This window comes from Haemophilus sp. oral taxon 851 str. F0397 (assembly GCF_000242295.1).
Lineage (GTDB): Bacteria > Pseudomonadota > Gammaproteobacteria > Enterobacterales > Pasteurellaceae > Haemophilus.
Genome location: NZ_JH591082.1, coordinates 195,201 through 221,009 on the forward strand (window position 1 = coordinate 195,201; position 25,809 = coordinate 221,009).

The following is a 25,809-nucleotide window of genomic DNA, read 5'->3' on the forward strand; positions in this document are numbered from 1 at the left end:
TCCCTTATTAATAAAAGAGGAAGATGAAAGTGCGGTTAAAATCTAAAAGAAAATGAAGAAACCAGCTCTCAATCCTGAACGTAGAAAATTTCTCAAAGAAGCAACCCGTACTGCGGGTGGTTTAGCTGGCGTTGGGATTTTGTTGGGATTGCAGCAAAATCAAAGTCTTGCTCGTGAAGGTGTGCCATTGCGCCCGCCGTTTGCTTTGCAAGATGCGAAAGCGTTTTCTGCCGCTTGTATTCGTTGTGGACAATGTGTTCAAGCCTGTCCTTATGACATGCTACATTTAGCATCTTTATTATCGCCAGTAGAAGCGGGAACACCTTATTTTATTGCGCGTGATAAACCTTGCGAAATGTGCCCTGATATTCCTTGTGCTCATGCTTGTCCAACAGGTGCGCTTGATCGCAATGCGACAAATATTAATGACTCGCGTATGGGTCTGTCAGTACTGTTAGACCACGAAACTTGCTTGAACTGGCAAGGGTTACGTTGCGATGTTTGTTATCGAGTTTGTCCATTAATCGATAAAGCGATTACATTGGAAAAACAACATAATCAACGTTCTGATAAGCATGCGTTATTTATTCCAACAGTACATTCTGATGCCTGTACCGGATGTGGGAAATGTGAGCAAGCTTGTGTGTTAGAAGAAGCTGCGATTAAGGTTTTACCAATGGATCTTGCAAAAGGTATGTTAGGTAAACATTATCGTTTGGGCTGGGAAGAAAAAGCGAAAGCTGGCCATTCTCTTGCGCCTAAAGATATGATTTCGTTGCCAACTCGCACGCCAGAAGGAACAGCTGTAATTCCTGAACCGGCAGAACCCGTGCTTGCACCTATTTTAGGGAGTGGCAAATAATGGCAAATACACCAAAATTTGCAGGTAAAGAGTCGCGAGAAAAATGGGGTTGGTGGTATGCAAACCGCTTTTTGTTTTGGCGTCGACTAAGCCAACTTAGCATTCTGGCGATGTTTTTAAGTGGTCCTTATTTTGGCGTGTGGATTTTAAAAGGCAATTATAGTGGAAGCTTATTGCTCGATACTGTCCCATTAAGCGACCCTTTAATTACAGCAGAAAGCTTGGCTGCAAGACATTTACCTGATGTTCTCACCTTGATTGGTGCAGCAATTATTGTGTTATTTTACGCAGTACTTGGTAGTAAAGTATTTTGTGGTTGGGTATGTCCACTAAATGTTGTGACGGACTGTGCTGCATGGCTACGCCGTAAGTTAGGCATTCGCCAAACAGCAAAAATTTCACGCGGTTTACGTTATGGCATCCTTGCACTTATTTTACTAGGCAGTTGCGTAAGCGGAATGTTGCTTTGGGAGTGGGTTAATCCAGTGGCTGCTCTTGGCCGTGCCTTTATATTTGGTTTTGGTGCAACAGGCTGGCTATTGCTTGTTATTTTTCTTTTTGATTTATTGATTGTAGAACATGGTTGGTGTGGACACCTTTGCCCAATTGGTGCTGCTTATGGTGTGATTGGTGCAAAAAGTTTAATCCGTATCAAAGTGATTGATCGTGCAAAATGCGATAATTGTATGGATTGTTACAATGTTTGTCCTGAAGCCCAAGTGTTACGTTCACCTTTACATGGAAAAAAAGACGAAAGCCTACTTGTGCTTTCCAAAGATTGCATCAGCTGCGGACGTTGTATTGACGTTTGCGCTGAAAAAGTTTTTAAATTTTCGACCAGATTCGATCATTCAGGGGAGTGATTAATATGACTAAACAGGTATCTAAAATTTTAGCGGGATTATTTACCGCACTTTTTGCTGGCTCACTGATGGCATCTGATGCACCAGCAGTGGGAAAAGATTTAACTCAAGCTGCAGAAAATATTGCTCCAGCATTTCATAATGCACCTCGTCAAGGTGAATTACCAGCATTAAACTATGTAAACCAACCTCCAATGGTTCCACATAGTGTTGCAAATTATCAAGTGACAAAAAATGCGAACCAATGTTTAAATTGCCACAGTCCAGAAAATTCTCGTTTGAGTGGTGCAACTCGAATCAGCCCAACTCACTTTATGGATCGTGATGGCAAAGTGGGCTCAAGCTCATCGCCACGTCGTTATTTCTGTTTACAATGTCACGTTTCTCAATCAAACGTAGATCCGATTGTTCCAAATGATTTCAAACCGATGAAAGGTTACGGAAACTAATTTAAGAGGTCTATATGTCTGAGAAAAAACCAAATATCTTAAAGCGTTTCTGGCAATGGTTTAGAAAACCAAGCCGTATGGCGATAGGTACGATCATTATCTTATCAGCTATTGGTGGTATTCTTTCTTGGGTTGGTTTTAACTACGGTCTAGAGAAAACTAACACTGAGCAGTTCTGTGCGAGTTGTCATACCCAAGATGCTTATCCAGAATATTTGCATAGCGTGCATTATCAAACTCGTACCGGTGTAGGTGCAAGCTGTCCAGATTGCCATGTGCCGCATGAATTTGGTGCTAAAATGAAACGTAAAATTGTTGCAGCGAAAGAAGTATTTGCTCACTATACTGGAAAAGTGGATACATTAGAAAAATTCAATGCACATCGTTTAGAAATGGCTGAAAACGAATGGGCTCGAATGAAAGCTAACGATTCTAAAGAATGCCGTAACTGTCATAAAGTAGATCGTATGAATTTCAACGATCAACGTTCTGTGGCTGCACGTATGCATGAAAAAATGAAGACTGAAGGTAAAACTTGTATCGACTGTCACAAAGGTATTGCACACCAATTACCTGATATGAGTGGCGTTGAGTCAGGATTCAAAGACGAGAAATAATTTTCTCAAAATATTGTGAAAAAATACCGTGCTTATCTAATAAGTGCGGTATTTTTATTTTGTGTTTATACACGATAATCTATTGATGTTAGTCTTTATTTAAAGCCTATTTTTAAGTAAACTTAGCAAGTTTTGTTAAATTATTAAAATATTACTTAAAATTTAGGAATTTATTGTGGCTCACCGAGATTTTGCCGCACGTCGCGGTTTAAATAATAAGAAAAAAACAAAAAAGAATAAGAATATTCTGATCATCCTCGCTTTAGTCATTATGTTGGCTTTTGGTGCAGGGCTTTATTTGTTGAAAAATAAAAATAGCGAAGCTGTAGTGCAACAGGCTGCGATACAACAAGAAAAAACGCAACCTAAAAGTGTTTTACCTAATCGCCCAGAGGAAGTTTGGAGTTATATCAAAGCATTAGAAACTCGAACTGTTCCTGTTGATAATAAACCTACAAGCGTAGAGCAAAATATGCGCTTAACCGAAGAACAGCGCCAAGTCCTAGTGCAAATGGAAAAAGAACAACAAGCAGCGGAAGAGGCGCGTAAATTAGCGGAGCAACAACGTGCGGTAGAAACAGCGAAAGCTCAACAAGTGCAAGCAGCGCCAAAAGTAGAGCAAGCGAAAAAGCCTGAAGCCGTAAAAACAGAAACTGTAAAATCTGAACCTGTTAAAAAACAAGAACAGCCAAAAATTGAGACGGCTAAAAAAATTGAGCAACCTAAAACTGCAGATAATCCGAATGGTGGTAAAAAATTTGGTTTGCAATGCGGTGCTTTCAAAAATAGAGCGCAAGCTGAAAATATGCAAGGTCGTTTGGCTATGACCGGTTTAAATGCACAAGTGCAAGTGAATGGAGAGTGGAACAGAGTTCGTGTAGGTGGCTTTGCTAGTCGAGATGCTGCAGTGCAAGCGCAAAGTAAAGCCAAAAGTGTGGCAGATTGCGTTGTGATTGGTATGTAATGCTAATCTAACGTTGTTAAGTTATTTTGATACGTTAAATCTCTATCATTGAAATAAAAAAATCCCAACTAAAAGTGCGGTGCAATTAGTTGGGATTTTTCATTAAGGATTATTACAAAATAATCATATCATCACGATGCATTGCTACTGCACCGTATTCATAGCCTAAAACATTTTCAATGTCTGCTGATTTCCGGCCCTTAATTAATTGTAGGGCATCGCTGTTATAGCGTGGCATACCTAGTGCAATGTCTTTACCAGTTTGAGTGCGTATTTTGACTACTTCACCACGCGAGAAACGCCCTTCCACGTTAATAATGCCAGCTGGTAATAAGGATTTATTTTGTTCAAGAATAGCGTTTTGGGCACCTTCATCAACAGTGATGATGCCTGCAGATGGCGCGGCGAAAAGCCATTGTTTGCGACTTTCTAACCGATCAGATTGGTGTGCAATAAATTTTGTACCAATATTTTGTTCATAAGCAAGATCTGCGATCACATTTGGGCGATTACCTGGGGCAATAATTGTTTCAATTCCAGAGCGAGTGGCAACATCGGCTGCAATGATTTTAGTCATCATTCCACCTGTGCCAAGATTTGTCCCACTGCCACCAGCGATTGAGCGAATGTGATCAGTGATTTGTTCTACAACTGGAATTAATTTCGCTTCAGGATTTTTACGCGGATCACTATCAAATAAACCTTGTTGATCAGTCAATAAATAAAGTTGTTCCGCTTGAACAAGAATAGCGACTAATGCAGATAAATTGTCATTATCGCCCACTTTAATTTCTGCGGTCGCCACCGCATCATTTTCATTAATTACAGGAATTATGTGGTTATCTAAAAGAGCGTGTAAAGTATCTCGCGCATTTAAAAAACGTTCGCGATCTTCAATATCGGCACGTGTTAATAAAAGTTGTCCGATATGAATATCATAAATAGCAAATAATTTTTCCCAAGCCTGAATTAATTGGCTCTGACCAACCGCTGCAAGTAGTTGCTTTGAGGCAATTGTGGGTGGTAATTGAGGATGATTCAGATAATGGCGGCCCGCTGCAATAGCGCCAGAAGTAACGATTACTATACGAAATCCATCATTATGCAGTTTTGCAATTTGACGAACGATTTCCATCATGTGCGGTGAATTCAGTTTTGGTGAACCCTGTGTTAGGGTACTTGTACCAAATTTCACTACGATTGTTTTTTTGTTCATAGTCGTTTCCAAAGTTCTTAAAATTGACATTAACGTTATCACTAAATCAATGAAAAATCACCTAATATCAGGTATAGTAATGGCAAATTTTAGGGGGATTTATGACATTTAGTTTAATTGTGGCGACGACATTAAATAGCGTGATTGGTAAAGATAACCAAATGCCTTGGCACTTGCCTGCAGATTTAGCATGGTTTCGTCAGAACACCACTGACAAACCGGTCATCATGGGGCGTAAAACGTTTGAAAGTATTGGTCGTCCGCTACCTAAACGGACGAATATCGTACTTTCTCGTCAGCCTTTTGAACACGAAGGTGTGGTATGGAAAGATAGCCTTGAAAGTGCGGTAGATTTTGTCAGAGATTTTGATGAAATTATGTTGATTGGTGGGGGAGAGTTATTCAAACAATATTTGCCACAAGCAGATAAGTTATACCTTACTCAAATTCAGGCAGAACTAGATGGTGATACTTTTTTCCCTCAATTAAATTGGGAAGAGTGGGAAATTGAATTTGACGAATATCGTAAGGCGGATGAACAAAATCACTATGATTGTCGATTTTTGATTCTTACACGAAAATAAATCAAATTAATGAGACTGTATTTTTAGAGCATTCATTAATCTAGAAAATAAAGAGATGATGATTTCTCTTGAGTTCCCCTTTTTAAAGTTTCATAATGACCCTTCATTTTTATTTTTGATAGTTTTAAAGGTTATCTCAAATATCTCATTTTTAAACATTATCCCAACTTAGGGAAGGCATTATGACGCAAATTGCAACTGAAAACCCATCAACTAAATCTGTATCAAATAAAACTAACCGTAAAAAAGGCCTAAGCATTTTTATTCTTGTCCTGCTTATTATTGGTATTGCTTGTGCTTTGTATTGGTTTTTCTTCTTGAAGGATTTTGAAGAAACAGAAGATGCTTATGTGGGTGGAAATCAAGTAATGGTGTCATCACAAGTTGCGGGTAATGTAGCGAAGATTAATGCTGACAATATGGATAAAGTCCATGCAGGTGATATTCTAGTTGAATTGGATGATACGAATGCAAAACTGAGTTTCGAACAGGCCAAAAGCAATCTCGCCAATGCTGTGCGTCAGGTAGAACAACTCGGTTTCACTGTGCAGCAATTACAATCAGCTGTGCACGCCAATGAAATTTCTTTAGCTCAAGCACAAGGCAATTTGGCTCGCCGTGTTCAACTTGAAAAAATGGGCGCGATTGATAAAGAATCTTTCCAACATGCAAAAGAAGCCGTTGAGCTTTCCAAAGCAAATTTAAATTCCTCTAGAAACCAATTAGCTGCTAATCAGGCTTTATTGAGTAACGTTCCACTACGTCAACAACCGCAAATACAGAATGCAATGAGTTCGCTCAAACAGGCGTGGTTAAATTTACAACGTACAAAAATTAGAAGCCCTATTGATGGCTATGTGGCGCGTCGTAATGCCCAGGCTGGGCAAGCCGTTTCAGTGGGTGGCGCATTAATGGCGGTGGTGTCTAATGAACAAATGTGGTTAGAAGCTAACTTTAAAGAAACCCAATTAACGAATATGCGCATTGGCCAGCCAGTAAAAATTCATTTTGATTTATATGGTAAAAATAAAGAATTTGATGGTGTAATAAATGGCATTGAAATGGGGACTGGCAATGCGTTTTCTCTCTTACCTTCACAAAATGCTACTGGTAACTGGATTAAAGTGGTGCAACGTGTGCCTGTGCGAATTAAATTAGATCCACAACAATTTGCTGAAACGCCATTACGAATTGGTCTTTCTGCAACGGCTAAAGTAAGAATTACAGATTCATCTGGCCCAATGTTAAGAGAAAAATCAGAACCGAAAACGTTATTTGCTACTGATACACTTAAGTATGATGAAAGTGCGGTAGAAGATTTGATTGAATCTATCATTCTGCAAAACAGCCATTAAGGCGGCGTTATGGACAATTCCGCAAAAAAATTCCCGCCTATTCAAGGTGGTGCCTTGGTTTTATTAACGCTAGCTTTATCTCTCGCCACCTTTATGCAAGTATTAGATTCTACCATTGCAAATGTGGCGATTCCTACTATTGCGGGCGATCTTGGCGCATCTTTTAGTCAAGGTACGTGGGTAATTACTTCTTTTGGTGTGGCAAATGCGATTTCTATTCCAATAACCGGTTGGTTAGCAAAACGTTTTGGCGAAGTGCGGTTATTTTTAGTCTCAACTTTTTTATTTGTTGTCTCTTCTTGGCTTTGTGGGATTGCAGATAGTCTTGAGGCATTAATTATTTTTCGCGTCATTCAAGGTGCTGTCGCAGGCCCTGTGATCCCTCTTTCGCAAAGTTTATTATTAAATAATTACCCACCAGAAAAACGCGGAATGGCATTGGCGTTTTGGTCAATGACTATTGTGGTTGCGCCTATTTTTGGCCCAATTTTAGGCGGATGGATTAGTGATAATATCCACTGGGGATGGATCTTCTTTATCAATGTTCCGATTGGTTTATTAGTTGTGCTAATCAGCTGGAAGATTTTGGGGAACCGAGAAAGTGAAATTGTTCATCAACCTATTGATAAAGTCGGTTTAGTTTTACTTGTCTTAGGCGTGGGATGTTTGCAATTAATGCTTGATCAGGGGCGTGAGCAAGATTGGTTTAATTCTAATGAAATCATTATATTAGCCGTTGTTGCTGTCGTTTGTCTGATTGCCTTGGTTATTTGGGAATTGACAGATGATAATCCTGTAGTGGATATTTCGCTTTTCCACTCTCGTAATTTTAGCGTAGGGTGTTTATGTACTAGTTTAGCCTTTTTGATTTATCTAGGTTCTGTGGTATTAATTCCGCTCTTGCTGCAACAAGTCTTCCATTACACCGCGACGTGGGCAGGGCTTGCGGCTTCCCCAGTTGGATTATTCCCAATTTTGCTTTCACCGATTATTGGGCGTTTCGGTTATAAGATCGATATGCGAGTTTTAGTGACGATAAGTTTTATCGTATATGCAATAACATTTTATTGGCGAGCGGTGACTTTCGAGCCATCAATGACTTTTGCTGATGTTGCTTTACCACAATTAGTGCAAGGTTTAGCGGTAGCCTGTTTCTTTATGCCACTTACCACAATAACGCTGTCTGGCTTGCCTGCGCATAGAATGGCTTCAGCCTCTAGCTTATTTAACTTCTTGAGAACTTTAGCAGGTTCTGTAGGGACATCTTTAACCACATTTATGTGGTATAACCGTGAAGCTATTCACCATACTCAATTAACAGAACACATTAATCCTTATAACCCAATTTCCCAAAGTTTTTACCATCAAATGAATCAATTTGGTTTAAGTGACACCCAAACTTCAGCTTACCTCGCTCAACAAATAACATCGCAAGGATTTATTATTGGCGCAAACGAAATATTTTGGCTATCAGCTATGGGATTCTTAGGATTGTTTATTGTGATTTGGTTTGCAAAACCACCTTTTGGCGGGCGTCATTAGTATCATATTCTTCAAAATTTGAATGATTTAACCTCAAAATGTTAACCCCGCGCAACATAACCGAAATAAAAAAAGCGAGATAAATTATTCATCTCGCTTTTTTCATATAGTGTAATGTTACAGTCTCTTAGAATTTAAAGACCATATTGTCTTCATATCCCCCTGAATAACTCGCTGATGCATTCACTACAATTCTTTTCGCACCATCAAATGCCTGCCAATTATCCACATTATCTTCCTGCATATACTCAATAAACCGCATAAACTCCGATTTTGTTGAGCTGAAGAAATGAGTTCTGGCACATAAGGGCGGTCTAAATACACACAAAAGCATAAGATGTCCGCCATCAATAACGCCCCGAAAAATTGGATAAAGGCGGTAGTACTGAGCCTGCAGTTATCGTTGGTGATGAGTTCTTTGATTGTCATTAGTAACTCCAGCGTAAATAAAACCATTAAGCAACGGTGCCACCTTTATTGATTGCACGGCTAATTTTGGCGTTATTGCTTAATTTTTTCATTGTGTTCTCCGTATTCTTCAAATCTCCCCAGCCCCTATTTTCTAAATAGGGGGCTGTTTTTTCTCCGTTTTACCGATCCCCTCTTTTGTAAAGAGGGGGTAGGGGAGATTTATTTAAATAAATGCTCAATGTTCACGACTTCTTCGCTATCCAACCAGATCCACACATCAAAGCACGGGTAGTCTTTAATCCATTCATTTGGGCTGATAGTGCCATCGCCATTTAGGTCTGGGCTTAAATCGCGATGTTCACAAATGCGAGCGCTGGGATATTTTGCTTCAAGCTCACGTAGTAAACGGTATAGGGATTTTCATCGAGCTTCGGTATATTCGCCGTGATTGCGTTTGTCTTTGGTAATACCGCCGACTAAGCAGATGCCAAGGCTGTTTAAATTATGTCCTTTGACGTGTGCGCCAGTTTCGCCTTCTTTGCGACCTGTTTCGACCGTGCCGTCGGTATCAATCACGAAGTGATAGCCAATATGTTGTAGATGAGGATTAAAGGCTTTGTAATTGCCAGCCAAGCGTTGAAAGCCACGCTGTTTGTGCCAGTCGTTAATACGCTCTGCAGCGGTTTGGGTAGCGGTACGAAGTTGCTTGCCATTTTGGGTAGCTGAGCAATGGATCACGATTTTTGTGATGGGTGAGGTTTGCATAAAAAAACTCCAGTTATCACGGATTGGTTGATAACTGGAGTTTAGTTAAAAGGTATTTAAATTAAAATTAGTTTAAAGATTTTCTGGTTTACGTTCTTTTATTGCATTATCTAATTTTTCTTTCTGTAACTGATAGATTTTGTTAGGTAAGAAGAGCGAATAACCTAGAGCAATACTCGCAAAATATAGATAAATATATTCTGCATACTTAACAATTTCTTGATATAAAGAATCTTCTGATTTTGCAAATAAAATGCTAATAAACACAAAAACGAGCACGATTAAATAACAATAAAATAAGTGCTTATTTTTTGCCGCTCGAACACGGATCGTTTGTTTTTGTAATGAAACTTCCCGCCAGTTTGTTTCGTTATTAATTGAAAAATCAGAGAATAGCGTCATTATCGCTACAAGAAAACCAGCCAAAATAGAAAAAACATTGATGATTAAATCAACTGCTTTCTCATTACCATGAATATGTGGCTGAGCAAAATAAGAAATAATACCCGAAAATACGATAATTATAATAAAAATTGTCACTTTCCGAATATCTATTTCTCTAGTCATTTCCTAAATCTCCGTAAATTTTTGGCGTTTCAATTCATCGAAATAGTCACTTAAACTAAGCCAAGCATCTTCGTGCTGAAGGCTGTTTGAATTATTTAACTTTTGAACGGTAATCGTTTTGTGTAATTGGATTTCTGAACTTTTTATAGTTTCATCATTCCCTGTAATGAATTCTACTTCTGGTGGTAACTCATCGTCTGCCAACATTTCTTGGGCTTCCATTTTTACAAATTTTTGTGCTTCAAAGCTAGCTCGAGAGTTACCTATTAAACGAACTGAAACATCAACTTGTAATTCCTGTAAAATTTTTTGTTCTTCTTCTGTTAGGTCTTTGGAAAAAGCATTTTTGGCGTTCTGAATAAAATCATTAAATAGAGAAGAAATTCGTGAGCGATTCGCTGCATCAGCTATCCTATTTAATTCATCTTGTGTCATTGCATACATTGATGCTGAAAAATTAAAGGCTTTTACCCCATTTCTATTGAGTAATTGTAGCTTGTCGATATTTGCAACATTAGTGAACTCAAAGCTATCATCAACATCTTTATTGTGTAAAAAACTATTGAGATAGTTTTGGACAGTAATCAATGTTAGTCCATGAGAACAAAAAACAACATGATGGTCTTTAAATAATAAATAGGCTTCTCCATTAATAAACTCGTGCTGACTAGGTGCTTTTTGCTCTTTCCCATCATCAAATTCTTCAGTACATGCCATATTCATAGTAATAGCTGTTTGGCCAATTACACCAGATACAATATGTAATAAAAGTGTTTTTTCTCTAGTAAAAGCATCTGTATCTTCTCGATAATGTTGGATACGATAAACTACATCGTTAAGAGTACACTCTGTGGCATGAACATTTTTTAATTGTTGTTTACGTCGATTTAAACGTTTGGTTATGTCTTCTACACCTTGAGCTGTTTTTGTTCTTACATAATATGCTTTCTTTCTTAAAAACTTAGCCATGTTTATTCCTCAGTTCCTCAATTATTTCTTTTTCTTCCCACCACAAATACTTTCACAAGGTACGCCGTCTTTGTCGCGGTCTAGGCTACTGACACCGCATTGAGTGAGATAGAAACGGGCTTCTTCGCAGCTATCCATCTCTTTACAGATGCGTTTGCCTTCGCATTGGAATTGTTCTTTGGCAAATACGACAGCCGCTACGCCTAGTAGGGCAAAAGCGGCGTATTTTAGGGATTTTTTCATCGTACTACTCCAAAATTTTAGCCTTTTGAATTGCTAATTCATCGTCTGTTAAAATACCAGCTTCTTTAAGTTTTTGCAGGCGTTCTAACTGGGCGATTTTATCTTCCATTGATAAACCTTGAGCGGGTTGAGTTGGCTGCTCTGCTGGGGTTGATTTTCCTTTATTTTCGATTCTTGCACGCACTGTTTCGGCAAAAATACGTACAAGATCTTTCGTTGCATCTTTCAATTCCGATTTATTACCTGAAGCAAAAATAGTGATTTTGCCAAACATTAACCCTGTTTCATATTGAATTGATGTGATTTTATCGTAAGGGAAATCTTCCACTTTCAAACCAAATAGCAATCCTTTATCCACAAAAATCAGGCGTTTGTTAGTGGCAAACAATGCACCGATTTTAGAATTGTAAGTTCCTGTAATCATTCCTTCGACTACTTCATCTTCTCATAAAATGTTAGGAAGCTCTTTGATTTCTTTTCTTCCGAAAAGGCTTTCAATACCACTAGCGTGAGATAGTTGTGCTTTAATTTGTTCTAATGTTGGCATAATTTGATTTCATTATGGTTAGACTAAAAATTCTTTACGCTACTTTGCGAGCCGTAAGTGCCACCGTCGCCGCCAAAGTACTTGCAGTTTTCTCTATGGCTTCTTTGTCTTGCTTGTTACTTTCTCGGTAATCTTCAAGTAAAGCTGTTTCTGACTCGGTTAAAGGCACAGCTCGTATTCCCGAAAATAAAAAACTATATCTATCCCAATCTCATCCAATGAGAACAAAACTTCACTTCCCGCTAAAGCCACACCACGTTCATATTTTCCCCACTTTTCACGAGAAACACCGCATTTACTGGCAATCTCAGCCTGTGTAAGACCCAAACGAGTTCGTTCATTTTTTAAGTGAATAGAAAAAAGAGAATTGTTATTCACATTCAACCTTTAACTTTAAGAACTTAAATTCTCATGATGCAGTTAAAAGATTGGTTAAAGACTCAACTAATTATAAACCAAGAAGGAGTACAAAACCAATGCAACAAACAGTGAAAACGCCGAGCGAAGTCGAGTCGAGCTTTCGGGCAAGAGGAGAAACTTTTGCCCAGTGGGCAAAGGATAATGGGTATGACCCCACTCACATTTCTCGGGTGCTGAATGGCACGATTAAAGCGAGTTACGGCAAATCCCACGAAATGGCCGTGAAACTCAGCTTAAAAGCGGCGGCTTAATACACGCAACCTGCTCTTTAACAATTTGGAAAAACAGCGAAAAATCGACCGCTCTTAACTAAAAAACAATAGGTGAACAAGATGAAGATGCGGTGGTGTTAGCTGCTCAAGCAATATCGCAAGATTTGGCTCAAGCTCACAAGGGTATGGGTATGGTTAAAGCTTTCAGTTTTGTGCAAAAACTCGCAACGGTTGCGAATTGGGAGCCGCCGCCTCTGCGCGGCTGTGTGTTGAAACGTTCACGCATTAAGCCAAGGGGTAACCCTTACAACGCAGCTGTTTCAGCCAGCGTGTGTTAAAATAGCTCTGTTTTTTTATTATTTAAATGTTATTTTTTTGTTAAATATATTTTACTTGAGTATAATGCTCAACATTATTCCTCACGGAAGATAATCCGTAGAATAATGAGATTAATCGTAAATATAAGGAACAAAAATGGATTTCAATCGAATTATCACTCACATGAATGAACATCACCAAGATGATATGATTGCTCTTTGTAAAAAATTTGGTGGCGAAAAGGAAATCACGGATGTGACATTAGTTAATGTAGATTTTGGTGGTTTAGATTTTAAATATAATGGTGGAAAAACATTGCGCGTGGAATTTCCACAACAAGCTGACGAAGGTTCAATTAAACAAGCAATCATCAATCTTTGTGTAGAAAATAAACCAGTTGCAAATTACGATCGTATCAAAGCTAAAATTGATGAATTTCGTCAAGAATTTAAAAGCTGTGTGCTTGCCACTTTAGATAAAGATGGCTTACCGATGGCATCTTATGCGCCAATTATTTCGCTTGATGGAAAATATTATATTTATATCAGTGCCATTGCAGAGCATTATGACAATTTAAAACGGAATCCGAATCAAGCGGAAGTGATGTTTTTAGAAGATGAAAGCAAAGCTAAATCAATTATTGTACGTACTCGTTTACGTTACAAAGCAAGTGCACGTTTTATTCCTCGTGAGGATCCAATTGTTGAAAAAGTTTTAGATAAATTAGCGGAAACTATGAATGATGTGGGCGGAATTAAAACGATTCGTGAATTTACTGATTTTGATTTAGTTGAACTTACATTTGGAACAGGCCGTTTTGTAAGAGGTTTTGGCCAAGCTTATTTGATTGATGCTAATGGGGAAATTTCCCATATTGGAGTGAAAGGCAATCCACACGAAAAAGAAAGCGATAAATAATATCGTCTCTTAATGAAGATAAAGGGTTGAGTATAAATTTATACTCATCCCTTTTGTTTACGATAAATGCTAATGAAATTGAAATTTCTTTATTTTTTACCGCACTTTATTTTTATTAAGGACAAGGTTTACTCACCATAATTTCGATAACTTGTCTGTCGATATGTTGCATACTTTTTGATGCAATAGCGCAGAGATTATCAATGGTTCGATCAAGATCATGTTCGACAATACCTTCATTTCCAGTAACGTGGGTTTCATCCATTGCCATAAGTACCGATTTATAGCCTGAAGCAACGCTAGTGGAGACTTTCATGGCGCAGCTATTGGCGGCGCCATCACAGATGATGCCACTAATATCGCCAATCATACTGCAAATGCCCATGCTGGCTGTTTCAAATTTACCTGTGAGTAAATAAGCAATACCAGCGCAACTTCCCATTGATGCCGTAGTGACAGCACAAAGTGCGGAGAGTTTTGGTAATTTACTATGAATATAAATGGCCATTAAGTGGGATAAGAAAAGTGCGCGGATTCGTTTTTCCTCACTCACCTTGAGATAATCTGCAACAACGACAACAGGCATCGTTGCTGCGATTCCTTGATTGCCTGAACCAGAATTACTCATCGCAGGCAAGGTTGCTCCGCCCATTCTTGCATCTGATGCGGCTGTGGTTTCAATCATAATTTTGCTTAGCAAATCATCAGAAATTAAACCGCTACCCACTTGTTTTCTCAACGTGCGACCAATATGCAAGCCATAATTTTCTCGCAAACCTTCATCTGAAAGCGCTCGATTAAGCTCTGCAGCTTGACGAATAAAACGAATTTTTTCTAATTCAACCACATTGGAAAATTCAAAAATCTCGCGAGCACTAATTTGTTTAAAAACTTCATAGGGATCGCAATTGGTACATTCATCTTCCACTTTCTGAAAAAGGATTTCGCCATTTTTTTCGATCAAAATAACATTGGTATGCTGATCTTGAATTGCGACTTTCACGTAATCATTATCGGCAAACAATGTTGATTCTGAATATAAAATATGTTCGGTTTGATGAATATCTACACTCACTAATTTTTGTTCAAGCATCGTTTTAGCGGCAATAACTTGTTCTGGCGTAATATGTTTTAATACTTCTAAACCGCCATCTGGATTACCGCCTAATGCACCAATTGCCGCAGCAATGGGTAAGCCGACCATGCCAGTTCCAGGCACTGCAACACCCAATCCATTTTTCATTAGATTAGGAGATACTTTGGCTTCAATGCGTTCAGGTGTTTTGCCCAAATATTTCGCCGCTGTAGCAGATGCGAGCGCAAGAGAAATGGGTTCAGTACAGCCTAGGGCTGGCACAACATCATGTTTAACGATGTGGAGTAATGGTTTTTCAATTTCTTTGAGTCTTTCTTGATTCATAAAATTCTTTTTAACTTGTTAAATACTGTCTTCTTTCTCTATGACTAATATGCGCACTTCGCCTTGTGGATGAGCAACATGTTCGGTACCGATACCCGCATAAAAAATATCACCCGTATGGAGCAATACGGCTTTTTTTTGACCATCTTCTTTGTAGCGCATTTCCACCGTACCATCCATGACAGCAAAGACTTCTTCACCGTCATTGATATGCCATTTGTAAGGTTTATCTGTCCAGTGCAGACGCACCGAAATACCATTCATATTGGTAATATCGAGGGCTCCCCAAGCACGTTCTGCCGTAAAGTGGCGACTTTGAATAACTTTATTCATGGCTAAATTCCTTAGTGCGCTTCATCCCAATTTTGTCCAACACCCACTTCCACAATCAACGGAACAACTAATTTCGCAGCGGCTTCCATGTGTTGTTTAATTTGCTCGCGGAAAAATTCTACTTTTTCTGACCGCACTTCAAACACTAATTCATCATGTACTTGCATAATCATTTCAATATCTGGATCGTGACGGATTACTTCATCAAGTTTAATCATCGCTCGTTTAATAATATCCGCAGCCGTGCCTTGCATCGGTGCATTTATCGCTACGCGCTCTGCTCCTTTACGACGCATTGCGTTGCTAGAATTGATATCAGGTAAATATAAACGGCGACCAAATAACGTTTCCACATAGCCTTGTGCTTTTGCTTTTTCACGGATATCGGTCATAAATTGCTGTACGCCAGGGTAGCGTTGGAAATATAAATCCATGTATTTTTGTGCATCAGGACGGGAAATACCCAGTTGGCGTGAAAGTCCAAACGCAGACATTCCATAAATTAAGCCGAAATTAATCGCTTTAGCATTGCGACGTTGCTCGCTAGTGACCTCATCTAATGATACACCGAAGATTTCAGCAGCCGTGGATCGGTGAATATCCTTGCCTTGAGAGAAGGCGTTAATTAAACCTTGATCGCCAGAAAGATGTGCCATAATGCGTAACTCAATTTGAGAATAGTCAGCGGCGACAATAGAATAACCTTCACGCGCGATAAATGCTTGTCGAATACGACGACCTTCTTCATTCCGAATTGGGATATTTTGTAGGTTGGGATCACTTGATGATAAACGTCCTGTCGCTGTGACCGCTTGATGATAAGAGGTATGCACTCGGCCTGTTTGTGAGTTGACCATTTGAGGCAGTTTATCCGTGTAAGTGGATTTAAGTTTACTCAAGCCACGATGCTCAACCAAAATTTTTGGTAATTCGTGGCTATAGGCTAATTCTTCCAATACTTCTTCATTCGTTGATGGCGCACCTTTTGGCGTTTTTTGTAGAACAGGTAGCCCAAGTTTATCGAACAATATTTCTTGTAATTGTTTGGTGGAGGCCAAATTAAATGGCTGACCCGCTAATGCATAAGCTTGTTCCTCAAGTGCGGTTAATCTTGTAGCAATTTCGTTAGATTGCATAAAGAGGGCATCACTATCAATCAAAACGCCTGTACGTTCCATACGAGAAAGTACATGAAGTAATGGTAATTCCATTGTTTTATACAATTCAACAAGCGTTGGTTCTTCTTGCAATTTTAACCACAGCGCTTGTTGTAACTTCATTGTCACATCTGCATCTTCTGCCGCGTATTCTGTGGCTTGTTCTAATGGAATTTGATTAAACGTAAGCTGACTTTTCCCTTTTCCTGCAATGCTTTCAAATTCGATAGTCTCATGTCCTAAATAACGTTTAGCTAAATCGTCCATATTATGACGACCCGTACTATTTAGCGTATAGGAAAGCAACATCGTATCAAATTCAACACCTTGTAATTCAATGCCATGACGGGCAAAAATGCTTTCATCAAATTTAATATTTTGTCCAATTTTGTGAATATTAGGATTTTCTAAGATTGGTTTGATAGCCGCAAGTGCGGTCGATTTTTCGAGTGTTTTTGGCGCATCCAAATAATCCAATTGCAATGGTAAATAAGCGGCTTCGCCATTTTCAAGAGCAAAAGAGATACCCACTAAATTCGCAGACATATAATCAAGACTATCTGTTTCAGTATCCACTGCAATGAGTTTTGCTACATTGAGCTTTTCAATCCAGCGTGTTAAATCCGTTTGAGTGAGCAAGGTTTCATATTTTGTACGATCGATTTGCATTTTGGGCGCATTTTCCACCGCACTATTTCCCACCGAATTTTGAGCTGGTGAGGTCACCTGATACTGGTTCATTTTCACAGGCTGTTCAGTGGTTTGGGTAATCGAATCCGCGCCATTCATCACTTCATTAAGCCAGCGTTTAAATTCGTAGCGAGCAAAATATTCAATGAGTTGATCGTTTTGGCTTTCTCCAAGCAACAATTCATCTGTTGTCACGTTAAGTTCAACATCGGTTTTGATGGTTGCTAATGTATAAGAAAGATCGGCATTGTTTTTTTCTGCCAATAATTTTTCACCTAGTTTTTTAGCACCACGAATTGGCAATTCAGATACTTTTTCAAGATTGGCATAAATCTCAGCCATGCTTCCGATGCCTTGTAGTAAACCAAGTGCGGTTTTTTCGCCCACACTAGCAACGCCAGGAATGTTATCTGCACTATCGCCCATGAGTGCTAGGTAATCAATAATGAGTTCAGGTGGAATACCGTATTTTTCAATCACACCCTCGCGATCTAACAGGCTATTATTCATGGTGTTGATGAGCATAATATTGTCATCAACTAACTGTGCCATATCTTTATCGCCAGTACTAATGAGCACTTTTTTACCCAAACGCGATGCTTGTAGTGCGAGCGTGCCGATCACATCATCCGCCTCAACACCTTCCACCACTAAAAGCGGAATCCCCAGTGCACGAATCATATCGTGCAAAGGCTGAATTTGTTTGCGTAAATCATCAGGCATTGGCGGGCGGTGAGATTTATATTGTTCAAACATTTCATCACGAAATGTTTTCCCTTTTGCATCAAAAACAACAGCTATATGAGTGGGCTGAACTTGTGAGATGAGGCTTTTTAACATATTTAACACGCCGTACATTGCACCTGTTGGCTCACCTGCGGTATTAGTTAAAGGAGGAAAGGCATGAAATGCACGATATAAATAAGAAGAACCATCCACTAGCACAAGCGGATTTGTTGCAATTTGGGCCATAAAAATCTCGTTTTAAACTGAAAAATGCGGGCATTATAGCGTAATTTATGGTGATGAGCGAACGGGGGATTCAATGTAAAATTTGTGACGAACGTTTTTTGCTATGGCATAATATCAGCCACTCAAATATTTAATTTAAGGAAATCAAATGTCGTTAAAATTGGTCGAAATTTTAGTTTTGGGTCAGGTCTTGCGTTTAAACGTGCCCGTTGAACAAGAGGAGTTATTGCGCCAAGCTGCCCGTAATTTAGATGTATTGGTTTCTGAAATGAAAGAAAAGACAGGTCTTATTCAGCTTGATCGTGTGCTTTCTATTGTGGCGCTTAATTTGAGTTTTGAATTAAGCCAAGAAAAAAATAAAGCGGCTAAAATTGAAGAAGTATTGAGAACGGGTATCCAACAATTAGACCATTCGTTAGAAAATATCCGTGTAAATAAAGAACAATATTAAATTGGAAAGTGCGGTGAAATAGAGCAGAGATTTTTTCAAATTAAAAGATGTAGCTAATTCAGCTCAATTAGTTAAAAATCACTTAAGTCACCGCCATATTCTTTAGATTTTCCTCTACAAGATCAAGAAATACCTAAAACTAATTTGTGTTATCACACCTGTTTTGTCGTTTTATAATCAACTCATCAAAATTGATAAATAAATACTAGTCAATACTGAGAATTTGGGCTAGTATAAACCCATAAGAATTACCTGGAGTGTTCGTTAGTAGGCTATGTCCCTGAGCCGATACTTTAAATCTTATAAATTGGTTTCCTATCGTTGGTGTGTAGGCTTAACCTTTGACTCGTTCATTGGGCTAAGAAACCTGAAAACGGTATCAACTGATTTCCTTGAACCGTCGGGTTCAAGGACTACTGCCCGCAGCGGCACTCTGGGTCCTATCTTCTCTTTTCATGTCTATGAATACTCAAAAACGCCAGCAAATCCGCTCTGAAATTCGAAAAATACGAGCAAATTTAACCGCACTTCAACAGCAACAAGCTGAACAATCAGTGACTCAACAGGCGTTAAATCTTATCGAGCAACGACAAGCCAAAAATATTGCATTATATTTTTCTTTTGATGGTGAAATTTCTACAAAGGCCTTAATCCAATCCCTTTGGGTGCAGAACAAAAATGTATATTTGCCTGTTTTACATCCTTTTACTAAACATCATTTATTGTTTTTACGCTATTTACCTGATACGCCAATGAAACAAAATCAGTTTGGTATTTGGGAGCCAAAGTTGAATGTTAAAAATGTTTTGCTATTAAATGAATTGGATATTTTATTTACGCCATTGGTGGCTTTTGATAAACAGGGAAACCGCCTTGGTATGGGCGGTGGATTTTATGATCGCACGTTGAAGAATTGGCAAAATAAGTCTTTTATTCCAGTAGGTTTAGCGCATCAATGTCAGCAAGTAGAAAATCTTCCCACTGAGCATTGGGATGTGCCACTATTCGATATTTTGGTCGGCTGAAACCTATCATCAGATTTTTATTGATAGATAAAATCAAAAATATTTCATTTTTTCTCTTGAAATCCTTTCAAACGATCTTACTTAATTTGGGCAAACGGCGAAAGCCAAAACTAAATTGAGGAAAGTGTATGAACATTGAAAAATTTACGACAAAATTCCAAGAAGCTTTAAGCGAAGCACAATCACTTGCTATCGGAAAAGACAATCAATTTATTGAACCCGTGCATTTATTAACCGCACTTTTAAATCAACAGGGCGGCTCCATTGCGCCAATTTTAACTGCAAGTGGAGTAAATGTGGCGTTATTGCGTAATGAGTTAAAGACTGAGTTAAATAAATTGCCGCAAGTTATTGGCAATGGCGGTGATGTACAACTTTCACGCCAGCTTATTAATTTACTCAATCTATGCGATAAATTTGCACAACAAAACCAAGATAAATTTATTTCGAGCGAATTGTTTTTGCTTGCAGCTTTAGAAGAACGAGGAGCACTCAGTGATATTTTGAAAAAGTGCGGTGCGAAAAAAGAACAAATTTCGCAAGCCATTCAGCAAATTAGAGGGGGACAAAACGTGAATGATCAAAATGCAGAAGAAAGCAGACAAGCATTAGAAAAATATACGATTGATTTAACTGCTCGTGCAGAAAGTGGCAAACTTGATCCTGTAATTGGACGTGATGAAGAAATTCGTCGAGCCATTCAAGTATTACAACGCCGTACTAAAAATAACCCCGTGTTAATTGGTGAACCAGGTGTGGGGAAAACGGCGATTGTGGAAGGCTTGGCACAACGTATTATTAATGGTGAAGTGCCAGAAGGTTTGAAAAATAAACGCGTACTTTCATTAGATATGGGTGCCTTGATTGCTGGGGCGAAATATCGCGGTGAATTTGAAGAACGCTTAAAAGCTGTTTTAAATGAATTATCAAAAGAAGAAGGTCGCGTTATCCTCTTTATTGATGAAATTCATACTATGGTCGGCGCGGGTAAAACCGATGGTGCGATGGATGCGGGTAACTTGTTAAAACCAAGTTTAGCTCGCGGTGAATTACATTGCGTGGGGGCAACCACTTTAGATGAATATCGCCAATATATCGAAAAAGATGCCGCACTTGAGCGTCGTTTCCAAAAAGTCTTTGTGGATGAACCAAGTGTAGAAGATACGATTGCGATCTTACGTGGTTTGAAAGAACGCTATGAAATTCATCATCACGTGGATATTACTGACCCTGCGATTGTCGCAGCAGCAACGCTTTCACACCGTTATATTTCCGATCGTCAATTGCCGGATAAAGCCATTGATTTGATCGATGAAGCAGCGTCTAGCATTCGTATGGAAATAGATTCTAAACCTGAACCGCTTGATCGTCTTGAACGTCGAATTATCCAACTAAAATTGGAACAACAAGCGTTACAAAAAGAAGAAGACGAAGCAAGTCGCAAACGTTTAGAAATGTTAGAGAAAGAATTGGCTGAAAAAGAACGTGAATATGCCGAACTTGAAGAAGTGTGGAAATCTGAAAAAGCAACGCTTTCTGGCTCTCAACATATTAAACAAGAATTAGATACTGCAAAAACCGAACTAGAACAAGCTCGTCGCGCGGGTGATTTAGCTAAAATGTCTGAGTTGCAATATGGCCGCATCCCTGCTCTTGAAAAGCAACTCGAGCAAGCTGAAACTAGTGAAGGAAAAGAAATGACACTTTTACGCTATCGTGTCACGGATGAAGAAATCGCAGAAGTGCTTTCTAAAGCCACAGGCATTCCAGTATCAAAAATGATGGAAGGTGAGAAAGAAAAACTCTTACGTATGGAAAATGAACTACATAAACGTGTGATTGGCCAAGAAGAAGCGGTTGATGCCGTCGCGAACGCGATTCGTCGTAGTCGTGCAGGTCTTTCCGATCCTAATCGCCCAATTGGTTCTTTCTTGTTCCTAGGGCCAACAGGTGTCGGTAAAACAGAGCTTTGCAAAACTTTGGCTAAATTCTTGTTTGATAGTGAAGATGCCATGGTGCGCATTGATATGTCAGAGTTTATGGAAAAACACAGTGTCTCTCGCTTAGTCGGAGCACCTCCAGGCTATGTCGGCTATGAAGAAGGTGGTTATTTAACTGAAGCTGTTCGTCGTCGTCCGTATTCAGTGATCTTATTAGATGAAGTTGAAAAAGCTCATGCGGATGTATTCAATATCTTGTTACAAGTATTGGATGATGGTCGTTTAACTGACGGGCAAGGTCGTACCGTGGACTTCCGTAATACGGTGGTGATAATGACCTCTAACTTAGGTTCTGATTTAATCCAAGGTAACAAAGAGGAAAGCTATAGCGAAATGAAGGCCTTAGTGATGTCGGTTGTTAGCCAACATTTCCGTCCGGAATTCATCAACCGTATTGATGAAACTGTGGTATTCCATCCACTTGGTAAAGAGAATATTCGTGCAATTGCAAGTATCCAATTAGAACGTTTAGCAAAACGTATGGAAACTCGAGGTTACGAATTGGTGTTTACCGATGCTTTATTAGATTTCATTGGTGAAGTAGGTTACGATCCAATTTATGGTGCACGTCCATTGAAACGTGCAATTCAACAAGAGATAGAAAACAGCTTAGCACAACAAATTCTATCTGGTGCGTTATTACCAGGTAAAGTTGTTACCATTGATTACGCCAACGCAGAAGTTCAAGCGAGACAATAGGTGTTAAAAAAGTGCGGTAAATTTACCGCACTTTTCTTATGAACTTAAACGCTGACGTACAATTTCAAATAAACATACCCCTGTTGCGACAGATACATTTAATGATGAAACTGAACCAGCCATTGGAATGCTAATCAGTTGATCGCAATGTTCACGCGTTAAACGACGCATTCCTTCGCCTTCAGCTCCCATAACAAGTGCTAGTGGCCCTGTCAGTTTGCTTTGATAAATGGTTTCAGTGGCTTCGCCAGCAGTGCCAACCACCCAAATATTATGGTTTTGTTGTAAATCGCGTAGTGTGCGAGAAAGATTGGTTACACGAATTAACGGCACTGTTTCTGCTGCACCACAAGCAACTTTACGCGCGATAGATGTTAATTGTGCCGATTTATCTTTTGGTACGATTACGGCCGCTGCACCCGTTGCATCAGCTGTTCGCAAACATGCTCCCAAGTTATGTGGATCCGTCACGCCATCCAAAACTAATAAAAGCGGATTTTGTTTATTGGCAAGAATTTCATCAAGATCATTTTCATTAAGTTCTTTTGTCGCTTGTACCCGAGCAATGACACCTTGATGAACTTCGCCATCGGCTTTTTTATCAAGTGTTTGGCGATTAACGAATTGCACACCAATTCCTAGGGAATAAAGCTCATTTAAGAGTGGCTGTAGCCGTTTATCTTCACGGCCTTTAAGCACGAATACTTCAATTAAACGTTCTGGCGAATGGGTTAAAATACTATTAACAGCATGAATACCGTAGATTTGTTCTGACATAAATTTCTCTTTTTCTTATTTGAATTTTTAATTCATTCTTAAAATAGGAAGTGAATTATTTTCGTTTTCTAGATGTTTTCTTCGAAACTTCTTTCTTTTTTACCGCACTTTTTCGTTTTTTGGATGCTTTAGACGGTAGCTCTTTAAAAACTTTCTTAGCTTTTTCTTTCGCCGTTTTTCCTGCTCGACGAGGCTTACGTTCACTCCCCATCAGCGAGAAATCGACCATTTTATTTTCTAAATGTACTGCTTCAACTTTGATGCGAACTTTATCGCCTAAGCGATATTGCATTCCGCTATTTTCGCCAATTAAACGCTGTTTTGCTGCATCGAATTGGTAATAATCGTTTTCTAAGGTGGAAATATGGACTAAACCATCGATGAATAAATCATCTAAGCGTACAAATAAACCAAATCCCGTCACAGATGAAATAACACCACTAAATTCACCGCCAACATGATCTTGCATATATTCGCATTTCAGCCAATCTGCCACTTCACGAGTTGCGTCGTCAGCACGGCGTTCCGTCATTGAACAGTGATTGCCAAGTGAATCCATTTCATCAAAAGAGTAATGATAACCGCCTGTATCGGTGGTTTTACGTTTTGCGCCTTGTTCTTTAGCGAGTAAATATTTGATGCCTCGATGAAGTGTTAAGTCTGGATAACGGCGAATTGGCGAAGTAAAGTGTGCATACTCTTCCAAAGCCAAACCAAAGTGCCCGATATTATCAGCGTGATAGACAGCTTGGCTTAATGAACGTAGCAACATTGTTTGAATAAGTTCATGATCAGGTCGTTCTTTAACTTTTTCTAAGAGCGCAGCATAGTCTTTTGTGATTGGTTTTAATCCGCCTTCTAAAGTTAAACCAAACTCACTTAAGAAAGTGCGGAAAGATGTTAATTTTTCTTCGCTCGGGGTGGCATGAATACGATATAACGCAGGCTCTTTATGTTTTTCCATAAAATTGGCTGCTGCGATATTCGCAAGAATCATACATTCCTCAATGATTTTGTGGGCATCATTTCGAACAACGGGGTCAATACGCTCAATTCTTCCCATTGCATTGAAAATAAACTTAGTTTCAATGGTTTCAAAATCGATCGCACCACGTTGATGACGCGCACCAAGCAAAGCTTGATAGAGTTTATAAAGATCTTCTAAATGAGGTACAAGCGCAGAATAACGAGTGCGTAATTCCTCATCGCCTTCAAGCATTTTGGCTACTTTGGTATAAGTGAGGCGGGCGTGAGAATTCATCACTGCTTCATAAAAACGATAATCTGTGAGCTTACCTTTGGCAGAAATTTGCATCTCACATACCATACACAAACGATCCACTTGTGGGTTAAGAGAGCATAAGCCGTTCGATAAAATTTCAGGTAACATTGGTACAACTCGGTTCGGAAAATAGACCGAGTTACCACGATTATGCGCTTCTACATCCAAAGCGGAACGTAAACGTACGTAATAACTGACATCCGCAATCGCCACCCAAAGTTTCCAGCCTTTTCCATGTTTTTCACAATAAACAGCATCGTCAAAATCACGCGCATCTTCACCATCAATAGTCACAAGCGGTAAATTGCGTAAATCCACACGACCTTTTTTGGCTTCTTCAGGTACTTCTTCAGTGAATTTTTTTACATATTTTTCCACCGCACTTGGAAATTTATGGGGAATATCGTGGTTGCGCAAGGCGATTTCCACTTCCATTCCTTTCGCCATATTATCGCCTAGAATTTCAGTGATTATGCCAATTGGTTGGTTAAAACTGGCAGAACGTTCTTGCAACTCGACAACGACCACTTGCCCCATTCGTGCGCCATTACGATGTTCATTTTGCACAAGTATATCTCGGCCAATTCTGCTGTCATCAGGCACCACATAGCTAAAACCGTTTTCTAAGAAAAAACGGCCCACAATTTGTTTTTTACGACTTTCTAATACGCGCACAATTCGCACTTCACGGCGACCACGACGATCTAATCCAGCAGGTTGCGCTAAGACAAAATCCCCATGCATGACTCTTTGCATTTGATGGTTCGGAATGAATAAATCATCCTTTTTGCCATCGACCTGTAAAAAACCAAAACCTTCGCGATGACCAATTACCGTGCCTTTAAATAAATCTAATTTTTCTGGTAAGGCATAACGTTTACGTTTGGTGAACACTAATTGGCCGTCATTTTCCATCGCGTGTAACCGGCGACGCATCGCTTCTATTTGATCTTCATTTCGAATGGAAAGTGCGGTCAAAATTTCATCCCGATTCATCGGCGCATTATTGTTTCGAATAACGCTTAAAATGAACTCACGGCTCGGGATTGGATTACCGTATTTTTCCAATTCTCGTTTGTAATGAGGATCTTGGCTGATTAAGTTTTTACGTTTTTTTGTCATTATTTTTTACAGTTTTAAAAAGTGCGGAGAGTTTGACACTGTAAGGGGGATAATGCAAG

The 25,809-nt window shown here is 39.2% G+C and carries 25 protein-coding genes, 1 other RNA gene and 3 pseudogenes; 14 read left to right on the plus strand and 15 right to left on the minus strand.

What is annotated here, in order from left to right; genetic code table 11:
• Positions 1-52 precede the first annotated feature (52 nt).
• The 5 genes from napG (at position 53) to ftsN (ending at position 3,755) form a co-directional block, all read left to right on the plus strand.
• Entirely contained in the window at positions 53-862 is an 810-nt protein-coding gene (gene napG, locus HMPREF9096_RS00825) for a ferredoxin-type protein NapG (protein ID WP_009500917.1), read from the plus strand.
• Positions 862-1,725, plus strand: coding sequence for a quinol dehydrogenase ferredoxin subunit NapH (gene napH / locus HMPREF9096_RS00820; RefSeq protein WP_009500918.1), 864 nt, complete (start codon positions 862-864; stop codon positions 1,723-1,725). The genes napG and napH overlap by 1 nt, the downstream gene beginning before the upstream one ends.
• A gap of 5 nt (positions 1,726-1,730) precedes the next feature.
• Positions 1,731-2,174 (plus strand): nitrate reductase cytochrome c-type subunit, encoded by a 444-nt coding sequence (locus tag HMPREF9096_RS00815; RefSeq protein WP_005636511.1) that lies wholly within the window; start codon positions 1,731-1,733, stop codon positions 2,172-2,174.
• Between the two features lie 14 nt (positions 2,175-2,188).
• Positions 2,189-2,791 carry a cytochrome c3 family protein gene (locus HMPREF9096_RS00810; RefSeq protein ID WP_005632140.1) on the plus strand — a complete coding sequence of 201 codons (603 nt, stop codon included), beginning with the start codon at positions 2,189-2,191 and terminating at the stop codon, positions 2,789-2,791.
• 175 nt (positions 2,792-2,966) lie between these two features.
• Positions 2,967-3,755 carry a cell division protein FtsN gene (gene ftsN, locus HMPREF9096_RS00805; RefSeq protein WP_009500919.1) on the plus strand — a complete coding sequence of 263 codons (789 nt, stop codon included), beginning with the start codon at positions 2,967-2,969 and terminating at the stop codon, positions 3,753-3,755.
• Between the two features lie 112 nt (positions 3,756-3,867).
• On the opposite strand, the gene proB is transcribed toward ftsN, so the two are convergent.
• Positions 3,868-4,971 carry a glutamate 5-kinase gene (gene proB / locus HMPREF9096_RS00800; protein ID WP_032803592.1) on the minus strand — a complete coding sequence of 368 codons (1,104 nt, stop codon included), beginning with the start codon at positions 4,969-4,971 and terminating at the stop codon, positions 3,868-3,870.
• 101 nt (positions 4,972-5,072) lie between these two features.
• Between proB and folA the strand changes: the two genes are divergently transcribed.
• The 3 genes from folA to HMPREF9096_RS00785 all read left to right on the plus strand — a co-directional run bounded on the left by folA (position 5,073) and on the right by HMPREF9096_RS00785 (position 8,452).
• Entirely contained in the window at positions 5,073-5,555 is a 483-nt protein-coding gene (folA, locus tag HMPREF9096_RS00795; RefSeq protein ID WP_009500922.1) for a type 3 dihydrofolate reductase, read from the plus strand.
• A gap of 182 nt (positions 5,556-5,737) precedes the next feature.
• Entirely contained in the window at positions 5,738-6,910 is a 1,173-nt protein-coding gene (locus HMPREF9096_RS00790; RefSeq protein ID WP_009500923.1) for an EmrA/EmrK family multidrug efflux transporter periplasmic adaptor subunit, read from the plus strand.
• 9 nt (positions 6,911-6,919) lie between these two features.
• Entirely contained in the window at positions 6,920-8,452 is a 1,533-nt protein-coding gene (locus tag HMPREF9096_RS00785) for a DHA2 family efflux MFS transporter permease subunit (protein WP_009500924.1), read from the plus strand.
• 127 nt (positions 8,453-8,579) lie between these two features.
• On the opposite strand, the gene HMPREF9096_RS09475 is transcribed toward HMPREF9096_RS00785, so the two are convergent.
• The 9 genes and pseudogenes from HMPREF9096_RS09475 to HMPREF9096_RS09435 all read right to left on the minus strand — a co-directional run bounded on the left by HMPREF9096_RS09475 (position 8,580) and on the right by HMPREF9096_RS09435 (position 12,332).
• A complete protein-coding gene (locus tag HMPREF9096_RS09475) occupies positions 8,580-8,714 on the minus strand; it encodes a hypothetical protein (protein WP_301279643.1) in 135 nt (44 codons plus the stop codon).
• 29 nt (positions 8,715-8,743) lie between these two features.
• A pseudogene (locus HMPREF9096_RS09210) lies at positions 8,744-8,881 on the minus strand (DUF2644 domain-containing protein); the annotation flags it as partial.
• Positions 8,882-9,082: 201 nt separating this feature from the next.
• Positions 9,083-9,628: pseudogene (locus HMPREF9096_RS08980) on the minus strand (N-acetylmuramoyl-L-alanine amidase).
• Positions 9,629-9,700: 72 nt separating this feature from the next.
• A complete protein-coding gene (locus HMPREF9096_RS00780) occupies positions 9,701-10,195 on the minus strand; it encodes a hypothetical protein (protein WP_009500927.1) in 495 nt (164 codons plus the stop codon).
• Positions 10,196-10,198: 3 nt separating this feature from the next.
• Positions 10,199-11,164 (minus strand): hypothetical protein, encoded by a 966-nt coding sequence (locus tag HMPREF9096_RS00775; RefSeq protein WP_009500928.1) that lies wholly within the window; start codon positions 11,162-11,164, stop codon positions 10,199-10,201.
• 21 nt (positions 11,165-11,185) lie between these two features.
• Positions 11,186-11,407, minus strand: coding sequence for an excalibur calcium-binding domain-containing protein (locus tag HMPREF9096_RS00770; protein WP_009500929.1), 222 nt, complete (start codon positions 11,405-11,407; stop codon positions 11,186-11,188).
• Between the two features lie 4 nt (positions 11,408-11,411).
• Positions 11,412-11,840: pseudogene (locus HMPREF9096_RS08985) on the minus strand (PH domain-containing protein); the annotation flags it as partial.
• 148 nt (positions 11,841-11,988) lie between these two features.
• Positions 11,989-12,123 (minus strand): hypothetical protein, encoded by a 135-nt coding sequence (locus HMPREF9096_RS09480; RefSeq protein ID WP_009500931.1) that lies wholly within the window; start codon positions 12,121-12,123, stop codon positions 11,989-11,991.
• A complete protein-coding gene (locus tag HMPREF9096_RS09435; RefSeq protein ID WP_009500932.1) occupies positions 12,114-12,332 on the minus strand; it encodes a helix-turn-helix domain-containing protein in 219 nt (72 codons plus the stop codon). The genes HMPREF9096_RS09480 and HMPREF9096_RS09435 overlap by 10 nt, the downstream gene beginning before the upstream one ends.
• 98 nt (positions 12,333-12,430) lie before the next feature.
• Between HMPREF9096_RS09435 and HMPREF9096_RS00760 the strand changes: the two genes are divergently transcribed.
• Together HMPREF9096_RS00760 and HMPREF9096_RS00750 are read left to right on the plus strand one after the other, a co-directional pair.
• On the plus strand, positions 12,431-12,625 hold the full coding sequence (locus HMPREF9096_RS00760; RefSeq protein WP_009500933.1) for a DNA-binding protein: 195 nt from the start codon (positions 12,431-12,433) through the stop codon (positions 12,623-12,625).
• 435 nt (positions 12,626-13,060) lie between these two features.
• Positions 13,061-13,822 (plus strand): HugZ family heme oxygenase, encoded by a 762-nt coding sequence (locus HMPREF9096_RS00750; RefSeq protein ID WP_009500935.1) that lies wholly within the window; start codon positions 13,061-13,063, stop codon positions 13,820-13,822.
• A gap of 115 nt (positions 13,823-13,937) precedes the next feature.
• On the opposite strand, the gene HMPREF9096_RS00745 is transcribed toward HMPREF9096_RS00750, so the two are convergent.
• Genes HMPREF9096_RS00745 through polA form a run of 3 tightly spaced genes read right to left on the minus strand, consistent with a single transcriptional unit; the run spans position 13,938 to position 18,394 of the window.
• Positions 13,938-15,242: a serine dehydratase subunit alpha family protein gene (locus tag HMPREF9096_RS00745; RefSeq protein ID WP_009500936.1), complete on the minus strand. Its 1,305-nt coding sequence runs from the start codon at positions 15,240-15,242 to the stop codon at positions 13,938-13,940.
• Between the two features lie 18 nt (positions 15,243-15,260).
• The gene (locus HMPREF9096_RS00740) at positions 15,261-15,575 is read right to left on the minus strand and encodes a cupin (protein WP_009500937.1); all 315 of its coding nucleotides are present in this window, start codon (positions 15,573-15,575) and stop codon (positions 15,261-15,263) included.
• A gap of 11 nt (positions 15,576-15,586) precedes the next feature.
• Complete coding sequence (gene polA, locus HMPREF9096_RS00735) at positions 15,587-18,394, minus strand: DNA polymerase I (protein WP_009500938.1); 2,808 nt, start codon at positions 18,392-18,394, stop codon at positions 15,587-15,589.
• 148 nt (positions 18,395-18,542) lie between these two features.
• Here polA and HMPREF9096_RS00730 point away from each other — a divergent pair, with 148 nt between their 5' ends.
• The 4 genes from HMPREF9096_RS00730 (at position 18,543) to clpB (ending at position 22,569) form a co-directional block, all read left to right on the plus strand.
• Positions 18,543-18,845 carry a cell division protein ZapA gene (locus HMPREF9096_RS00730; RefSeq protein WP_009500939.1) on the plus strand — a complete coding sequence of 101 codons (303 nt, stop codon included), beginning with the start codon at positions 18,543-18,545 and terminating at the stop codon, positions 18,843-18,845.
• A gap of 246 nt (positions 18,846-19,091) precedes the next feature.
• A non-coding RNA gene (gene ssrS, locus HMPREF9096_RS09215) (6S RNA) lies at positions 19,092-19,289 on the plus strand.
• A gap of 17 nt (positions 19,290-19,306) precedes the next feature.
• Positions 19,307-19,870, plus strand: a complete 564-nt coding sequence (locus tag HMPREF9096_RS00725) for a 5-formyltetrahydrofolate cyclo-ligase (RefSeq protein ID WP_032803596.1) — start codon at positions 19,307-19,309, stop codon at positions 19,868-19,870.
• A gap of 128 nt (positions 19,871-19,998) precedes the next feature.
• Positions 19,999-22,569, plus strand: coding sequence for an ATP-dependent chaperone ClpB (gene clpB, locus HMPREF9096_RS00720; RefSeq protein WP_009500941.1), 2,571 nt, complete (start codon positions 19,999-20,001; stop codon positions 22,567-22,569).
• Positions 22,570-22,605: 36 nt separating this feature from the next.
• Here the strand turns inward: clpB and rlmB are convergent, their stop codons facing one another.
• Positions 22,606-23,346: a 23S rRNA (guanosine(2251)-2'-O)-methyltransferase RlmB gene (gene rlmB / locus HMPREF9096_RS00715; RefSeq protein ID WP_009500942.1), complete on the minus strand. Its 741-nt coding sequence runs from the start codon at positions 23,344-23,346 to the stop codon at positions 22,606-22,608.
• A 55-nt stretch (positions 23,347-23,401) separates the two neighbouring features.
• Entirely contained in the window at positions 23,402-25,750 is a 2,349-nt protein-coding gene (gene rnr, locus HMPREF9096_RS00710) for a ribonuclease R (protein WP_009500943.1), read from the minus strand.
• Positions 25,751-25,809 lie beyond the last annotated feature (59 nt).

What these genes read in the sequence shown, in the direction of transcription:
- napG (WP_009500917.1), top strand. Translation starts at nt 53, where the DNA reads ATGAAGAAACCAGCTCTCAATCCTGAACGTAGAAAATTTCTCAAAGAA.
- napH (WP_009500918.1), top strand. Translation starts at nt 862, where the DNA reads ATGGCAAATACACCAAAATTTGCAGGTAAAGAGTCGCGAGAAAAATGG.
- HMPREF9096_RS00815 (WP_005636511.1), top strand. Translation starts at nt 1,731, where the DNA reads ATGACTAAACAGGTATCTAAAATTTTAGCGGGATTATTTACCGCACTT.
- HMPREF9096_RS00810 (WP_005632140.1), top strand. Translation starts at nt 2,189, where the DNA reads ATGTCTGAGAAAAAACCAAATATCTTAAAGCGTTTCTGGCAATGGTTT.
- proB (WP_032803592.1), bottom strand. Translation starts at nt 4,971, where the DNA reads ATGAACAAAAAAACAATCGTAGTGAAATTTGGTACAAGTACCCTAACA.
- folA (WP_009500922.1), top strand. Translation starts at nt 5,073, where the DNA reads ATGACATTTAGTTTAATTGTGGCGACGACATTAAATAGCGTGATTGGT.
- HMPREF9096_RS00790 (WP_009500923.1), top strand. Translation starts at nt 5,738, where the DNA reads ATGACGCAAATTGCAACTGAAAACCCATCAACTAAATCTGTATCAAAT.
- HMPREF9096_RS00785 (WP_009500924.1), top strand. Translation starts at nt 6,920, where the DNA reads ATGGACAATTCCGCAAAAAAATTCCCGCCTATTCAAGGTGGTGCCTTG.
- HMPREF9096_RS09475 (WP_301279643.1), bottom strand. Translation starts at nt 8,714, where the DNA reads ATGCGGTTTATTGAGTATATGCAGGAAGATAATGTGGATAATTGGCAG.
- HMPREF9096_RS00780 (WP_009500927.1), bottom strand. Translation starts at nt 10,195, where the DNA reads ATGACTAGAGAAATAGATATTCGGAAAGTGACAATTTTTATTATAATT.
- HMPREF9096_RS00775 (WP_009500928.1), bottom strand. Translation starts at nt 11,164, where the DNA reads ATGGCTAAGTTTTTAAGAAAGAAAGCATATTATGTAAGAACAAAAACA.
- HMPREF9096_RS00770 (WP_009500929.1), bottom strand. Translation starts at nt 11,407, where the DNA reads ATGAAAAAATCCCTAAAATACGCCGCTTTTGCCCTACTAGGCGTAGCG.
- HMPREF9096_RS00760 (WP_009500933.1), top strand. Translation starts at nt 12,431, where the DNA reads ATGCAACAAACAGTGAAAACGCCGAGCGAAGTCGAGTCGAGCTTTCGG.
- HMPREF9096_RS00750 (WP_009500935.1), top strand. Translation starts at nt 13,061, where the DNA reads ATGGATTTCAATCGAATTATCACTCACATGAATGAACATCACCAAGAT.
- HMPREF9096_RS00745 (WP_009500936.1), bottom strand. Translation starts at nt 15,242, where the DNA reads ATGAATCAAGAAAGACTCAAAGAAATTGAAAAACCATTACTCCACATC.
- HMPREF9096_RS00740 (WP_009500937.1), bottom strand. Translation starts at nt 15,575, where the DNA reads ATGAATAAAGTTATTCAAAGTCGCCACTTTACGGCAGAACGTGCTTGG.
- polA (WP_009500938.1), bottom strand. Translation starts at nt 18,394, where the DNA reads ATGGCCCAAATTGCAACAAATCCGCTTGTGCTAGTGGATGGTTCTTCT.
- HMPREF9096_RS00730 (WP_009500939.1), top strand. Translation starts at nt 18,543, where the DNA reads ATGTCGTTAAAATTGGTCGAAATTTTAGTTTTGGGTCAGGTCTTGCGT.
- HMPREF9096_RS00725 (WP_032803596.1), top strand. Translation starts at nt 19,307, where the DNA reads ATGAATACTCAAAAACGCCAGCAAATCCGCTCTGAAATTCGAAAAATA.
- clpB (WP_009500941.1), top strand. Translation starts at nt 19,999, where the DNA reads ATGAACATTGAAAAATTTACGACAAAATTCCAAGAAGCTTTAAGCGAA.
- rlmB (WP_009500942.1), bottom strand. Translation starts at nt 23,346, where the DNA reads ATGTCAGAACAAATCTACGGTATTCATGCTGTTAATAGTATTTTAACC.
- rnr (WP_009500943.1), bottom strand. Translation starts at nt 25,750, where the DNA reads ATGACAAAAAAACGTAAAAACTTAATCAGCCAAGATCCTCATTACAAA.